Raw genomic sequence first — 14,983 nt, 5'->3', positions numbered from 1 at the left:
TCACCGTTGCACTGCAGTAGGGCACGCAGAGTCGGGTGCTGGGCCAGTCCGGTGCAACTGGGGCTGTCTCTCTACTGAGTAGCGCTTTCGCCTCGCTGTTGACGCCAACCAGCCTGGTGACCATTGCCACGATCGCGCTCGACGGCGCTGCGGTTCAGTATGCCGCGAAAGCGATTGATGCGGTTGACGATGTAGACGAGAACCTCAAGAAAAAGCGAAACCCTCTTAATTGCAGCGAAGGCCGGCATCATGCGTTTGTCTACCTCCATGCGTGATGGATCAGTGGGTCAATGTGTTTGTGAAGGTCTGATTGAGTAGTAGCCGCGTCTGCTCGGAGGTCGGGCCCAGCGCGATGCTTTTGATATTGGTTCTGACGCCTGAAAGTGACGCTCCGGGAATTGTCAAACCAGGTCCCTTCCAAACGAGTAGCGACCAGTTCGGCGTTATACTTCCACCGTAGCGAACATCGCGAACGCGGTCCTCTTCTCGCACGCAATCCGTCTCGACCGGTTCGACCGTCGTCGTCGATGAAGGTGCCACCATCGCGGCGTGAGCAGCTTCCAGATCGTTGGACCGATTTGATGCACCCGGCTATCATCGAAGAAAGATTGAATGTTCGCCTATTGAACACATTATTGGGGAGGTTGGAATGGTCTGCAGGTCGACGGCGCTTGCAATACTCGGTGCGGGAATTCTGTTCGCAGCCGCAGCGCCCGCTGCAGCCCAGCAGGAGGACGTCAATTCGCCGGATCTCGTTCTCGTCAACGGAAAGGTCCTGACCCTCGACGAGCAATCCAGCGTGACCGAGGCGATCGCCGTTCGGGACGGAAAGATTCTTGCGACAGGTAGCAACGCGTCCATCCGGACACTCGCCGGAGCGCGCACACGCGTGCTCGATGTGTCCGGCAAGACTGTGATCCCCGGCCTGATCGACACCCATGCCCACTTCAAGGCGGCTGGACTTGGCGACTATGTTGTTGTCATGAGCCGGGCGAAGACGGTCCCGGAAGCGCTCGAGGCCATCAAGGTCTTCGCCGCCAAAAAGAAGCCGGGCGAGTGGATCGTTGGTGGAGCGTGGCATCCGCCGTCACAACTCGCGGAGAAGCGCTACCTGACGAGGCAGGAGATCGACAGCGTCGCTCCGAACAATCCGGTCTATTTGCGCACCGTCGGGCATTTCTCGATGGCGAACTCGATGGCTTTGCAGAAGGCGGGCATCGACAAGACCGCCGCGAACCCGGACGGTGGCTCTTTCGAGCGCGACGCAGCAGGCGAACTGACTGGCGTCCTCGTGGAGACCGCGATCGATCGGGTCGAGAAGGCCGTTCCGCCGTGGACCGAAGAGGATGAAATCAGACAGTTCACGCTTGCCGAAGGAGCGCTGAACAGTTTTGGGATCACGAGCGCGGTCGAAGGCGCCACGGAAGCGCGCGACGTCCGTACGCTGCAGAAGCTCGCCGCGTCCGGACACGCGACGCTGCGGACGGGATTGATGTACAGACCCGAGCCGCCCGCCGATCTGAGCGCCTGGGAAGCGATCATGTCGGGTAATGGCGCTTCGTCCGGATTCGGCGACGACTGGGTCAGGTTTGCCGGCATCAAGATTTTCTACGACGGCGGCATGACGCTGAAGACGGCGCTGATGCGCGACGTCTACCCGGATTCCCACGACAATTACCATGGCATCGCTCAGCAGACGCCCGAGCGGCTGGCTCAACTCGTCTCGATCTGCAATCGCTACGGCTGGCGCGTCGGCGTGCACGTTGTCGGCGATCTCGGCATCGACCAAGTGCTCGACGCCTTCGAGGCGGCCGACAAGGAAAGGTCCATACGGGATCGTCGTTTCGTTCTGATCCACGCGAGTCTGATCAGGCCCGAGCAGATGGAGCGCGCTCACAAGTTGGGTGTCAGGATCGATTTCCAGAACGTCTTCATGTGGGACAAGGCTGCGACCGTGGAGCGGTTTTTGGGGCGGCCGACAGCCGATCGCGCCGTACCGACAAAGACCTTGATCGAGAAGATGGGGCTGGACAACCTCGGCGCGGGAACGGACTTCCCCGTTAATCCGATCAACCCGTTCCTCAACATGTACATCATGGTGACGCGGAGGGATCCGAATGGCAGCGCCTATGGCGCGGCTGAAGCTATCAGTCGTGAACAGGCACTTCGCCTCTACACGTCGGCAGCTTCGCGCTACACGTTCGACGAAACCCGAAAGGGTACGATCCAGCCGGGCAGGCTTGCCGACCTCGCGGTCCTTTCCGCGGACTTCATGGCCATACCGGAAGAGCAGATCAAAGACATCAAGGCGGACATCACCCTCGTCGGAGGGAAAGTCGTCTTTCAGCGCTGATACAAAAGAAAGACATAGCCGCCGTCGTTCGGTAGCTTAACTATTCTTCACTTGGGATTGCCTCCGCGCTGTCGCTGATCGCATTCAGCTTTTGGGATTTCCGGTCGTAGTTCATCTAGTGGAAAAGCTCTGAGAACAACGCTTTGCCGATTTTGACTCCTGGATTTTCGGATCGGTCTCGCTAACGAGATTCGGTGTGGATCTCTTGCCGAATCAATGACTGGCGCCAAAGTGCGTACCTTGCAAGGTAACAGGGCGCGTATCTGGTGCGATGATCGCGCTCGGGGCAACAAGACTAAGCCAGATATTGATATTCTTGGTGGGCCAACAGGATTCGAACCCGCAACCAGACCGTTATAAGGTGCGGGGCGAACCTGATTTCGCTTAGAGCAGGGCCCTTCTTCAGCGATTCGGCGAAAAGGTACTTTGCGCGCGAAATGCACCTGTGCCCCTCGCTTGGCTCTCTAACCCATTGAAGTCGTAGCCGTCACAACGGTCAGTTGTAATACCGAAGGCGGACGCAATCCCTTAGGCGAGAGCCTGCAGGTGACGATGCACCGACGGACGAGATCGTTCGGAATGGCCTGTTGCCGACCTCACTTGAATGGGACGTGAAACGTCGAGCGGAAGGGCGCGCCGGCAGGACACGTTTCGGACGGCGAGGCCCGAACGGATGCTTGCGACGCCGGTGATGCGCGATATTCGCGCAATCAGATTTTCGAGATCGGGGACGTCGGACACGATGGCGCGCAGCAGATAATCCTGATCGCCAACCATGAGATAGCAGTCCATGATCTCGTCGATGCGGCCGACCTCGGTGGCGAAACCGTCGCGAACGCTTTGCGCATGTTTTTCGAGCGTCACCTGTATGAAGGCCATGACGCGCAGGCCGACGATCTGGGGATCGACGACGGCCACGCGTCGGTTGATCACACCGAGACGCTCGAGATTCTTGACCCGCGTCAGACAAGGCGATGGCGACAGGTTGACACGCGATGCCAACTCAACGTTGGTGAGACTGGCGTCGTTTTGAAGTTCCTGCAGGATCCGCAGATCGATCTTGTCCAGCGTGTCAAAGCTCATCGAGACCTCCTTAGCCTTCCCAAATACCCGCCGGGCGAGTTTTTGTGGGTGCGAGCCGCAGCTTCAGGTATTTCAGGAAGGCTACGGCGGCTCTGCAGGTCTGTATTTCGCTAAATTGTCATCTTATATCGAAAAACGGACAACCTCGAAATTTATGCCAAAAGCCGCGCTGCGAATTGACCAATTTAGATCCAATGGCCTGACCAGAAATGGATCAAATTGCTCAATCGGCGTGCCACGGTGGCCATCGGACTCGAACAAACGACCACGAAGTCGGCGCGGCAGAAAAGTCGGTGCGTGGCGCCCAGCGCGATCATTTCTGCCGCCGATCGGATCGAGCCTCACGCAATACGGCAGTTCATTCAACGCCCACTCCGTTAGCCTGTCGCGCATGACGGATACAGACATTCTCAAGATTAGGCGCGAGCCGAACCTTGTCGTCCTTACGATGAGCCGGCCTCCAGCAAACGCGCTCAATCATGCGCTGATTGCGCGATTGCTTGAGGAGATCGGACGCCTGGAAGCCGAGCCCGAACCGCCCGGTATCGTCCTGACCGGCGAGGGAGATCGCTTCTTCAGTGCCGGCGGCGATATTCGCGAGGTCACCGGGGTGAAAGTCGCAACTCCGCGCATTCGTCTCTTCCATGCCGTGCTCTGTGCCTTCGAACGCTATCCGGCCCCGGTCGCTTGTGCCGTGCGTGGCTACGCGGTCGGCGGCGCGCTCGAGTTTCTCCTGCATGCCGATCACGTGATTGCCGACCACAAAGCCCAGATCGGCTTTCCCGAGATCAATCACGGCCTATTGCCGGTGGCCAAGGGTATTCGCCAGGCTGCGTTGCGCTTGGGAAAGCGGGCGGCACAGGCCTTGCTCTACTCGGGAGCGCTCATCGATTCGCAAAAAGCGATGCAGATCGGCGCCTTTGACGAGGTCGTGGACACCGGCGTCGTGCTGGATCGCGCCATCGAAATCTGCCGCAACTTCCGCAGCAAAGACCGAAAGCTCTTTGCGGCCATCAAAAGATCGCTGAATATGACGGGACGGTTGAGCGACGAACAGCTTGAACAGATGACGGTCGACGACCTCAGCCAATATCTCGACAATGACGAGTCTGCGGATGCTCGCGCACGGTTTCTCGCCCGGAAATGAAAGCAAGATGGTCGATAATACGCCTATAGACGCTTTGAAGCTCGAACTCATGACGTTCGAGGACGTGTCGAACGCGTTGAGTGACGGCTTCGATACTGTGCTCATCCCCTGCGGCGCGATCGAGCAGCATGGTCCCCATCTACCGCTGTGCATGGATGCCGATCACGCCGAACGTCTGGCGGTGTTGATCGCGCAAGAGCTCGGCAGGACGCTGATCGCGCCGATCATCACGGTCGGTTGCTCCGCGCATCATCTGGCGCTGTCGGGGACGATCTCGTTGCGCAAGGAGACATTTGAAGCGGTGTGCCAGGATTACTGCACAAGCCTCGTTCTTCACGGCTTCAAGCACATTCTGCTATTCTCCGGCCACATCGGGAATTTTCCGGTTCTGGCAGACATGCTGCCGCGGTTGCGGCAGGCAACGAACGGCAAGGTTCGCATCGCCGCCTATACGGACTCCCAAGCCTGGATCGGATGCTGGAAGCACGCAGTGCAGGAGGCAGGCGGTGATCCGGACCATGTCGGCGGGCACGCCGATATCGCCGAGACGTCGCTGATGCTCAAGCTTCGGCCGGAAAGCGTCCGCGTCGATCGCTTCGCGCGCGGCCATCTCGGTGCGCTGACACCCGATCAACTGGATCTAATGTGGAATAACGGCATCGTGTCCGTATCCAGAAACGGTATCATCGGCGATCCGCGTGGCTCGTCGGCCGCAATCGGTGAACAATGCCTGCATGACGTCGCTTGCCTCCTGACGAAGTACTTTTGCACCGTCGATTGACGCGACGTCATTCTCCCGGACTCCTTACCCCGCAATTTCTGTCGCGGCTTCTTTCTTCGTCAGGATCGCTACACCAGTTCAACACCACGCACATCCCTCGCGCAGCATAAAATAGGGAAGCCCGCATCTCGCGGTGGCACCTTCGGGAGAAAATGTTGCGCGACCTGTGACACTCTCCTTGCATCAAAAAGCGACGCCAAGGGAGCGCTGAATGTCACTCAAGTTTGGATTGTGGTCGGAGCAGGAAACGCAAGTCGGACACAGTTATGCTCGCAGACTACACGAACTTGTCGACGAGGCCAGGCTGGCCGAGAAGATGGGTTTCGACTTCGTCGCGTTGTCAGAGCAGCATGTCGCACTCGGCGGAATCTCGAGCTCCGCGCCCGAAGTCGTGTTCGGCTACCTTGCCGCCGTCACCGAGCGGATTCGCCTTCGCACCGCGGTGACCCTGATGCCCCAGCGCATCAACCACGCGCTGCGTTCCGCCGAGCGGCTCGCCGTCAGCGACATTCTGTCCCACGGGCGCATGGAGATGTATTGCGGTCGCGCCAATACTACGATCGCGATGCGCGCCTTCAACGTCGATCCCAAGGAAACGTTGCCGCAGATGGAAGAAGGCATGGCCTTGCTTCGCAAGGCGATGCGCGAGGATATCTTCACGTTCGAGGGTGAATACTACCAGGTTCCCCCGCGCATGCTGGTGCCGAAGCCGTTGCAGAAGCCCTATCCCGTCATCGGCATCGCTGCGACGAGCGAGCGCAGCCACGCCTGGGCCGGTGCCGAAGGCCTCGCTCTCATGAGCGCCACGATCTACCAGGGCTTCGAGAACCAGCAGAAGCTGATCGATGCCTATCACAAAGCCTGGAAGCGCGACGAGACCGGGCCGCTCGATCGCCCACGTGTCGGTGTGCCTCTGTTCTTCGGAATCGGCAAGACCGATCAGGCCGCCAAGGACGACTACGCCGAAGCGCTGATGCACTACGCGCGCATCTCGACGGACGCTTATCCGCGCCTTGCCAAGCTCGCCGACGACTATTCCTACATGAGCGAGAGCGTGCCCGCCATGGAGCGGGCCGGCCGCGACTGGGATTACCTGCTCAATCACTCGGGCACGACGGTCTGCGGCAGCCCCGATACCGTCATCCGCCAGATCGAGAAGTTCCAGGCGATGGGCATCCAGGAGGTGCTGCTGCATCTCGACTCTGTGACGCACGAGAAAATCATGGAGGGTGTCGAGATGGTCGGCCGCTACGTCATCCCCCACTTCAACGACCGAAACAACGTCGTTCGCCCCACCGACGAGATCCTTGACGGGATCAGGGCGATGCGCCCGCAAAACGAAGCGCTGGCGGCCAAGTCCGCCTGAGGAGAGAAACATGACATCCCATAGCTACACCTACTTGCTCGTCGACAAGCGGCCAAGCGGCGTCGCCGTCGTGACGATGAACCGCCCCGAGATCCTCAACGCCGTGAACTGGGAGATGCACGACGAGCTGGAGCGGGTCTTCGTCGACCTCGATTCCGACAAGGACGTTCGCGCCATCGTGCTGACCGGCGCCGGCCGCGGCTTCTGCTCAGGCGGTGACCAGAAGACGCTCGACAAAGGTACGATTCCATCGGCGACCCGCGGAGGGCGTCACCTCATCCGCAACATTCTCGAGGTCGAAGCGCCGATCATTGCCGCGGTCAACGGCGCCGCCGTCGGACTTGGCGCGACGCTCGCCCTGATGTGCGACATCGTCTTCGCGCAGTCGAGCGCCCGGTTTGCCGATACGCATGTGACGGCCGGCGTCGTCGCCGGTGACGGCGGCGCGGTCATCTGGCCGCTGCTAATCGGGCCGGCGCGCGCCAAGCACTATCTGATGACGGGTGATTTCATTTCCGCCGAGAAGGCGGCGGCGATCGGGTTGATCAACGAGGTAGTGACCGGACGCGACGTCCGCGACCACGCGATCGAGTACGCCGAAATGCTGGCCAGCGGTCCGCGCGACGCGATTGTCTGGACCAAGTATTCCGTCAACAAGATCATCAAGGAGTACACCCACCTGCTGCTCGACACGTCGACCGCGCTGGAAACGCTGACCTTTGCGAGTCCCGAGCGGCGCGAAGCCGTTGCGGCTTTCGCCGAAAAGCGCAGGCGCTTCGCGGAGAAATGACGATGACCGAGCCGTTGCCGGCGTCCGGCGCCCAATATGCCGATGTGACGATCCCGAGCTTGCTGAAGGCCAGAAGCGTCGAGCGGGCTGGTGAGGTCGCCTTCTGTCAAAAGCGGAACGGCCAATGGCTTCGCACCACCTGGCAAGACTATGCTTTGCTGGTCTGCCGCATCTCAGCCGCGATGAAAGCCGCTGGGCTCAATCGCGGGGACCGGGTTGCGATCATGGGCGACGTGTCGCAGGAGTGGTTGCTGGCCGACATGGCCACGATCTGCTCCGGCGCCGTGACGGTCGGCATCTACTTCACGTCCTCGCCCGAGGAGGTCGATTACTATCTGCAGGATTCGGGAGCGCGGATCGGCTTTGTCGGGGGGGAGGCGCAGCTTCGCGCCTTCCTCGCCGGTAGCCAGGCGGCCACGCTCGACAAGATCGTCATTATGGATCCCGGCTGGAGCGGGGCGTTGCCAGGGAACAACGTCACGACGTTGGTGGACTTCATCGGCGCGGTGACGGTCGATGCTGCCGCGGCCCTCACCGAAGAAGCCGCCATCGCGAAGGCCTCCGACATCGCGACGATCGGCTACACTTCGGGAACGACGGGCTATCCCAAGGGTGCCATTCTCAGCCACACGGCGCTGCTTGCCGGCGCCCATACAAACATCACGTTCTGCCCGCCGCTCGCCACGGAGCCGCAACGCGTTGCCGTGCATCTGCCGATGTCGCACACTGTCGCGCGCGCGCAAGCGACTACGAAGCCGCTGATCACGCGGGTCGTACCGCATTTCGGTGAAACCACGGCCGAGTTCGCCGCGACGATCCGCGAAGTAAAGCCGACCTTCTACATGGCGCCGCCGCGGTTCTATCAGCGCAATGCCGCGCTGATCCTGAGTAAGGTCCAGTCCGGCTCGACGCGGTTCCGCCAACACTACAAACACGCAATGCGGATCGCCAAGACAGTGCTGGCGCATCGCCAGGCCGGCCGCGAGGCGAATCCCTTTCTCGATGGTCTGTTCGAAGTCTGCCGCGAGCAGGTGTTTCGTCCGCTTCTTGCCGAAGTCGGCTTCGATCAACTCACCTATCCCTATACTGCCTCGGCCCCCATGCCGTCGGAGGTAATGACCCTGTGGCAACTCTGGGGACTGAACCTCAAGGAGTGCTACGGCCAGACCGAGATGGTCGGCGGCAATCTCGGCCAGATGGCGGATTGGTCGAAAGCCGGTACGGTCGGCATCCCGGTCCAGGACCCGGCCTGGGAAACCCGGGTTCTCGAAGACGGCGAGATGATCGTTCGCGGCCCGGGCCTCTTCACCGGATATTGGAACAAGCCCGCCGAAACGCAATCCGCGCTCAAGGACGGATGGCTCTACACCGGAGATGTCGTCCAAGTTCAGCCGGACGGATCCTTCAAGCTCGTTGACCGCAAGAAAGAGATCATCAACACCTCGGGCGGCAAATCGGTCAGTCCGACCCAAATCGAGAACGAGCTGCGCCAGAGCCCCTATATCTCCGAAGCCGCCGTGATCGGCGAGGGCAAGAAGTACCTCACGGCGCTGATCGAGGTTGACGCCACCGCCGGCATGGACTGGGCGAGGTCGCGTGACGACCAGGTGAGGGAGTACAAGGATCTCGCCATGTCCGAGATCGTGACCCGCCTGATCGAAGGCGAGGTGGCGAAGGCCAACATGCGTCTTGCGCGCGTGGAGCAGATCAAGTCGTTCCGCATTCTGCCAGAAGAACTCTCGCCCGATACCGGCGTCATGACGCCAACGCGCAAGAAGCGCCGCAAGCCGCTGATGGAGCGCTACAAGTCGCTGATCGACACGCTCTACGACGATTCCGAAGAGCAGCTCATCAAGGAACAACTGTCGCCGGCATCGAGATCGCACGGGGCCCGCCCATGAAGATCAAGCACACCTACCTTACGGCGTCGAACCCCGAGGCCCTGGCGCAGTTCTATCGCGAGATCGGCATGCCGGTTCGCTTCGCCGATGGCGAGCGCTGGATCCAGTTCGCAACAGACGGAGCCGCGTTCTGCATCGCAGGCCTCGAGGAATCGGCGGTGCAACCCTCTTCGAACGCCGTCGTGGTTTTCGAAGTCGAGGGGCTTGAAGCCGTGCTGGCGAAAGCCGTCGATGCCGGCGGGACCAACATCTCGGGCATCCGCGACATGGGCAGCCACGGTCGCACCGCACAGATCCGAGATCCGCAGAACAACCTGATCCAGTTCTTCGAGCGAGTCAAAGCATGAGCAGGGCGCCGTTGTTTGTTGCTCGCCTGGAACGACTTACCAACGCCGGAACAGAAGCCATGACTGCCGAAGCTCAATTTGATCCAAACGATCTCGTCGACAGCACCTCGTTCAAGAGGGCGCTCAGAGGCGTAACCGGTGCAGTATCGATCGTGACGTCCGGATCTTACCCCTCGCGCCACGGCCTGACCGTCACCGCCGCCTGTTCGCTGTCCGTCGAGCCGTCGACGGTTCTCGTCTGCGTCAACAAATCGGCGGGTGCGCACGATACGATCGTTAAGACCCGTTCATTCGGCTGGAATGTGTTGTCGTCATCTCATGTGCCGCTGGCCCAGAAGTTCTCCGGCCAGGACGGCAGCAAGGGCGACATTCGCTTTGTCGAGAAGGAGTGGCGGTCGCTTAGAACGGGAGCGCCGATCTTGATCGACGCCCTCAGCAGCTTCGACTGCCGGGTCATCGGCGTGCATCCAACCGGCACGCACACCGTGTTTGTCGGAGCGGTGCTCGCCGAGATGCACCGCGACGACCTCGAGCCCCTCGTCTACGGGCAGGGACAATTTGCCGTACCTGCGAATCTCGATCGCGCCGGACCTGAAAAGTCGGCCTGATTTATGCACGCATCACTTCTTCATGGACGGAGACTTCGATGACCAGCCTCAAGGGACCAACGATTAACCGACGTACGGCGATGAAGGGCGCTGCAGGGTTCGCAGCTGCGACGATGGCCCCCTGGGTTCGTGCCGCGGCGCCACCGCCCGTCAAGGTTGGTGCGATCATGCCGAGTAGCGGCATACTTGCGTTCCCGGGCCAGGCCTGCGTTCGCGGCGTCGATCTCGGCGCCAAATTTGCAAAGGAACGCTTTGGCGTCGATATGACCGTCGTCCACGCGGACACGCAGAGCAAGCCGGAGAACGGCAGGATCGCAGCCGACTCTCTTATTCAGCAGGGCTGCAACGTTCTGATCGGGGCGTGGGACTCCGGTGCAACCATCTCGGCGCTTCAGGCCGCCGAAGCAGCAAAGGTACCCATGGTGGTGCATGTCGCGAGCGCCAACCAGGTCACCTCGCAGGGTTTCACGCAGGTGTTCCGGTTCTATCCGCCTGCAGCCACGATCGTGCGTCAGTCGCTTGCCGAAATGAAGGCCCTGGTCACGAGCGTGAAGGATCCTCCCAAGGGCGCAGTCGTCCTGCATCTGAGCAATACGATGGGAACGTCAACCGCGACCAGTCTCGATGGTGCCTGGAAGGAGCTCGACGTACCGGTCAAGCTTCTCGAGTACATCCCTTACGACGAGAAGGCGCGCGATCTCTCGGTTGAGGTGGCGAAGGCCAAAGCATCGGGCGCAGATGCGCTGGTCTCCGTAACCCGCGTCAACGATGCAATCATGATCGTTCGGGAATGCATCAAGCAGGGGTGGAACCCGAAGATGATCTTCTCGCCGAATGGCAACGGCGTGCCCGACAAGGCGTTCTACGACGCGCTTGGAAAGTATGCCGATGGCGCGATGTCGTCGAACCTCTGGTACAATCCGAAAGGCGGGGATACGCGCACGATCGTAGACAGATTTCAGTCTGCCTATCCCAACGAATGGATGGACGCGAATTCTGGATGCGCGTTCGAGGCGGTCCAGATCGTGGCAGACGCGGTCGCTCGTGGCAAGTCGGCGGTCTCGTCCGATATCCATGCGGCGCTGAAGACGACGGACCTCAAGCCCATCCTCATGTACAGCGGCCCGATCAGATTTGATGCGACCGGGCAGAACACCGGCGCGGCTGTGGCGGTTCTTCAAGCGAAGGAATCGAAGCCCCACGTCGTCGGCCCCGACATCATCGCTGAGTACAAGCCGCAATATCCCCTCGTGCCGTTCGAGAAGCGCTAGATGCTGACATTGTGGGGCAACGTTCTTGTAAGCGGGATCCTCATGGGTCTCGTTTACGGCATGATCGCGCTGGGGCTGACGATCATCTTCGGCGTTATCCGCATCGTTAATTTTGCGCACGGTGCGATGGTCGTGTTCGGTCTTTATGTTGGCTATTGCGCTCGCGCCTGGTGGGGTATTCCGACCATCGTTGCCGCGGTCAGCGCCGGCGCACTCCTGTTCGTGTTCGGCTATGTGCTGGAGACGTCGGTGGTGAAGCGATTCGTCGCGCGGCCACACCACATCCAGTTCATTCTGTTCATCGGGATTTCGCTGGTCCTCAGCGGAGCGCAATTGATCGCGTTTGGACCCGACCCGCGTCCCTCGGTCTCACATCTCTCCTTTGAGACCATCGCTCTCGGGCCCATCCGGCTCGACCTTGCCAGGCTGCAGGCGGCCATCGTTGCGGCCGTGATGATCCTGGCGCTCGCGGCGTTCCTCAAATACTCGACGTTCGGCCGCTTCATCCGCGCCGCCGCCGACAACCGGCTAGGTGGCCTGATGGTCGGGCTGCCGATCCCGAAGATTTACGCGATGACGTTCGGCATCGGAGCGGCCTGCGCTGGCGTGGCCGGTGCGCTGATATCACCGTTGTTCGATGCCCAGCCCTTCCTCGCCGTCGACTTCACGCTGCTGGCGTTCGTCACGGTTATCGTCGGCGGCCTCGGAAGTTTCGTGGGAGCTCTCGTCGGAGGGTTGACCATCGGGCTTACGGAAGCGGTCGCAGCGCTTCTGTTTGCGCCGTCCCTTAAGTCCGCGTTGTCCTACGGCTTGCTGATGATCGTCCTGATCGTGCGTCCAAGAGGGTTCTTCGGTGCAAAAGAAACGTGATGCCTTGCCGGATCGTGGCGCGGTTGTCGCCAGTCTTGCGGCCTTCGCCATCCTTTCGGGGCTTGGCGGCGTGCTCAACCCCTACCTGATCTCGCTGCTGACGATCGTGTTCCTGTTCACCTTCATCGGGCAGTCATGGAGCATCATGCTGGGCCTCGGGGGCCAGCTGTCGATCGGTCACGCGCTGTTCGTCGGCATCGGAGCCTATTCCGTCGCGGTTCTTAACATTCGCTACGGCCTGAGCCCTTGGTTCGGGCTGGTCGTCGGGATGGCGCTGGCAGCCATCGTCGGCGCGGCACTGGCCTGGCTTAGCTTTCGTTTCGAGGTCCGAGGCATCTATTTCGCGCTGCTGACGATCGCCGCGGCCGAGTTTGCCCGCGTCGTCTTCAGCGGCTGGGAATTCGTCGGCGCCATGCAGGGCCTTTTCTTTCCAGCGCAATCCGGGCCGAACTCGCTCTGGATGCTGCGCGGCGATGCGCGCTTCTACTATTTCGTGGCGCTGGCCGCGGTCTTTCTCGGCGTCAGTGTCACGGCTCTCATTCGCCAATCCTTCCTGGGCTATGTCTGGCGCGCGATGCGGGACGACGAGGAAGCCTCACGCGCGCTGGGCGTACGTACTTTCCTGCACAAGATCGTCATTGTTTCGTTCTCCGGAGCTTGGGCGGCGGTTGGCGGAGGGTTGCTCGCGCTGGTTCAAGGCTCGGTATTCCCGGATTCGATCATGGGCATGGGAATCTCGGTCGATATTCTGGTTGGCCCAGTTGTCGGCGGATTAGGAACGGCCTTTGGGCCGCTGGTCGGCACGCTCATCACGCTGCCCCTGGATCATCTCGCGAGTGCCATCGGCAACAAGTTCGGGATTCCCGGGCTTAACAACGTCGCCTACGGCTTCGCCTTGATCGCTGCCGTCTGGCTGCTGCCGGACGGCATCTGGCCGGCCATAGTCAGTTCGGCCAAATCGGTCACCCGACTTTCCTGGTTCGGTTACCTCCAAATAGAGCAGGTCAAGAAGTGAGCGATCTTCTCGAACTCGACGGTGTCTCGCGCCGGTTCGGCGGATTACTTGCCGTCGATAATGTCAGTTTTCGGCTCAAGAGCGAGGGGATCACCGCGCTGGTCGGACCAAACGGCGCAGGTAAGACGACATGCTTCAATCTGATTGCCGGAGCCTTTCCGCCGACGCAGGGATCGATCAAATTCGGCGGCAAGCTCATCTCCGGCTTTCCGGCCGAGACCATCTGCCGGCTCGGTATTGGCCGAACGTTCCAGGTGGTCCGGCCCATGCGCGACATGACCGTGATCGAGAATGCCATGGTCGGTGCTTTCAGTTGGACGCGAAAGGTGAGCGAGGCGAGGGATGCCGCCCGCGAGGCCCTCAACCTAGTGGGGCTCGGCCCGAAAGCCGACGCGGCCATCAGCAAGCTGACCCTCCCCGATCGCAAGATGCTCGAGACTGCCAAGGCGCTGTCGACCCGGCCCCGCCTGCTTCTGCTCGACGAAGTAATGGCTGGGCTGCGGCCTCCTGAGGCTGCGGCGGTGGTCGCCGTGCTCAGGCGCCTCGCTGAAAAGGGCTTGTCGATCCTGCTCGTCGAGCACGTCATGCGTATCGTGATGGAGGCCGCCGAACACGTCATCGTTCTCCATCATGGCGCGAAGATCGCCGAAGGCACGCCGCAATACATCGTCAGTCATCCTGAGGTCGTTGCAGGTTATCTCGGGGAGGGGTTCCGTGCCTAGCGAGCCGCTTCTCACTGTGCAGTCTCTGACGGTCGGCTACGGCGGATCCGTTGCCCTCAACGGCGTGTCGCTCTGTATCTATCCGGAAGAGCTGCTGAGCGTCGTCGGCGCAAATGGCGCCGGCAAGACATCTCTCATCCGGTCGGTCGCGGGCGTCGTACGGCCGTTGGATGGAGAGATACGTTGGCGGGGCACCAACATTGCGGGCCTTCCACCGTGGGAGATCTGCGAACTAGGCATCGCACAAGTGCCCGAAGGGCGCGAGTTGTTTCGAAACCTTTCGGTCGAGGAGAATTTACTCATTGGGGGCTCGCTCAAGCGCGCAAGGGCTCGCAGGTCGGGCAACATGCAGCAGGTCTATGGTCTCTTCCCGCGATTGCTGGAGAGGCGGCTGCAGGCCGCGGGCACGCTGTCCGGCGGCGAGCAGCAGATGCTCGCGATCGGCCGCGCCATCATGGCCGAACCCGAGCTCATCATGCTTGACGAACCCTCGATCGGGCTTTCGCCGGCGCTGACCAGCGCAATGTTCGATATCGTCAAGATGCTGCATGCCAAGAAGACCACGATCCTGCTGGTCGAGCAGAACGTTGCGGACTCGCTCTCGATCGGAGACCGTGGCTATGTGCTCGAGAACGGAAATGTTGTTCTTGAAGGCACCGGCGCCGCTCTACTCAGTAACCAGGATGTCCGGCGTGCCTATCTCGGGCTTTGACGGCGAACCTGCGCCCT

The 14,983-nt window shown here is 60.9% G+C and carries 15 protein-coding genes; 14 read left to right on the top strand and 1 reads right to left on the bottom strand.

Annotated elements, in window-relative coordinates; genetic code table 11:
• Window positions 1-35: 35 nt before the first annotated feature.
• Together HAP40_RS28995 and HAP40_RS28990 are read left to right on the top strand one after the other, a co-directional pair.
• Window positions 36-275 carry a hypothetical protein gene (locus HAP40_RS28995; RefSeq protein WP_166814564.1) on the top strand — a complete coding sequence of 80 codons (240 nt, stop codon included), beginning with the start codon at window positions 36-38 and terminating at the stop codon, window positions 273-275.
• Between the two features lie 374 nt (window positions 276-649).
• A complete protein-coding gene (locus HAP40_RS28990) occupies window positions 650-2,353 on the top strand; it encodes an amidohydrolase (protein ID WP_166814565.1) in 1,704 nt (567 codons plus the stop codon).
• Window positions 2,354-2,881: 528 nt separating this feature from the next.
• On the opposite strand, the gene HAP40_RS28985 is transcribed toward HAP40_RS28990, so the two are convergent.
• Entirely contained in the window at window positions 2,882-3,436 is a 555-nt protein-coding gene (locus tag HAP40_RS28985; protein ID WP_166814566.1) for an Lrp/AsnC family transcriptional regulator, read from the bottom strand.
• Here HAP40_RS28985 and HAP40_RS28980 point away from each other — a divergent pair.
• The 12 genes from HAP40_RS28980 to HAP40_RS28925 all read left to right on the top strand — a co-directional run bounded on the left by HAP40_RS28980 (window position 3,423) and on the right by HAP40_RS28925 (window position 14,966).
• Entirely contained in the window at window positions 3,423-4,583 is a 1,161-nt protein-coding gene (locus tag HAP40_RS28980; RefSeq protein ID WP_246741267.1) for an enoyl-CoA hydratase/isomerase family protein, read from the top strand. The two genes, HAP40_RS28985 and HAP40_RS28980, sit on opposite strands and share 14 nt — an antisense overlap.
• Entirely contained in the window at window positions 4,552-5,364 is an 813-nt protein-coding gene (locus HAP40_RS28975) for a creatininase family protein (protein ID WP_334270721.1), read from the top strand. The genes HAP40_RS28980 and HAP40_RS28975 overlap by 32 nt, the downstream gene beginning before the upstream one ends.
• 211 nt (window positions 5,365-5,575) lie before the next feature.
• Window positions 5,576-6,730 carry an LLM class flavin-dependent oxidoreductase gene (locus HAP40_RS28970; RefSeq protein WP_166814567.1) on the top strand — a complete coding sequence of 385 codons (1,155 nt, stop codon included), beginning with the start codon at window positions 5,576-5,578 and terminating at the stop codon, window positions 6,728-6,730.
• 10 nt (window positions 6,731-6,740) lie between these two features.
• On the top strand, window positions 6,741-7,520 hold the full coding sequence (locus tag HAP40_RS28965; protein ID WP_166814568.1) for an enoyl-CoA hydratase/isomerase family protein: 780 nt from the start codon (window positions 6,741-6,743) through the stop codon (window positions 7,518-7,520).
• Window positions 7,521-7,522: 2 nt separating this feature from the next.
• Window positions 7,523-9,421 (top strand): AMP-dependent synthetase/ligase, encoded by a 1,899-nt coding sequence (locus tag HAP40_RS28960; RefSeq protein ID WP_166814569.1) that lies wholly within the window; start codon window positions 7,523-7,525, stop codon window positions 9,419-9,421.
• Window positions 9,418-9,768: a VOC family protein gene (locus tag HAP40_RS28955; RefSeq protein ID WP_166814570.1), complete on the top strand. Its 351-nt coding sequence runs from the start codon at window positions 9,418-9,420 to the stop codon at window positions 9,766-9,768. The genes HAP40_RS28960 and HAP40_RS28955 overlap by 4 nt, the downstream gene beginning before the upstream one ends.
• Window positions 9,765-10,376 carry a flavin reductase family protein gene (locus HAP40_RS28950; RefSeq protein ID WP_246741268.1) on the top strand — a complete coding sequence of 204 codons (612 nt, stop codon included), beginning with the start codon at window positions 9,765-9,767 and terminating at the stop codon, window positions 10,374-10,376. Before HAP40_RS28955 ends, HAP40_RS28950 begins: the two co-directional genes overlap by 4 nt.
• A 38-nt stretch (window positions 10,377-10,414) precedes the next feature.
• Window positions 10,415-11,647 carry an ABC transporter substrate-binding protein gene (locus HAP40_RS28945; RefSeq protein ID WP_246741269.1) on the top strand — a complete coding sequence of 411 codons (1,233 nt, stop codon included), beginning with the start codon at window positions 10,415-10,417 and terminating at the stop codon, window positions 11,645-11,647.
• A complete protein-coding gene (locus tag HAP40_RS28940) occupies window positions 11,648-12,517 on the top strand; it encodes a branched-chain amino acid ABC transporter permease (protein ID WP_166814571.1) in 870 nt (289 codons plus the stop codon).
• Window positions 12,501-13,532: a branched-chain amino acid ABC transporter permease gene (locus HAP40_RS28935; RefSeq protein ID WP_246741270.1), complete on the top strand. Its 1,032-nt coding sequence runs from the start codon at window positions 12,501-12,503 to the stop codon at window positions 13,530-13,532. Before HAP40_RS28940 ends, HAP40_RS28935 begins: the two co-directional genes overlap by 17 nt.
• Window positions 13,529-14,254 carry an ABC transporter ATP-binding protein gene (locus HAP40_RS28930; protein ID WP_166814572.1) on the top strand — a complete coding sequence of 242 codons (726 nt, stop codon included), beginning with the start codon at window positions 13,529-13,531 and terminating at the stop codon, window positions 14,252-14,254. Before HAP40_RS28935 ends, HAP40_RS28930 begins: the two co-directional genes overlap by 4 nt.
• Window positions 14,220-14,966: an ABC transporter ATP-binding protein gene (locus tag HAP40_RS28925; protein WP_246741271.1), complete on the top strand. Its 747-nt coding sequence runs from the start codon at window positions 14,220-14,222 to the stop codon at window positions 14,964-14,966. The genes HAP40_RS28930 and HAP40_RS28925 overlap by 35 nt, the downstream gene beginning before the upstream one ends.
• Window positions 14,967-14,983 lie beyond the last annotated feature (17 nt).

The organism is Bradyrhizobium sp. 1(2017) (assembly GCF_011602485.2).
Classification (GTDB): Bacteria; Pseudomonadota; Alphaproteobacteria; order Rhizobiales; family Xanthobacteraceae; genus Bradyrhizobium.
This window is presented reverse-complemented; position numbering and strand designations above follow the sequence as displayed.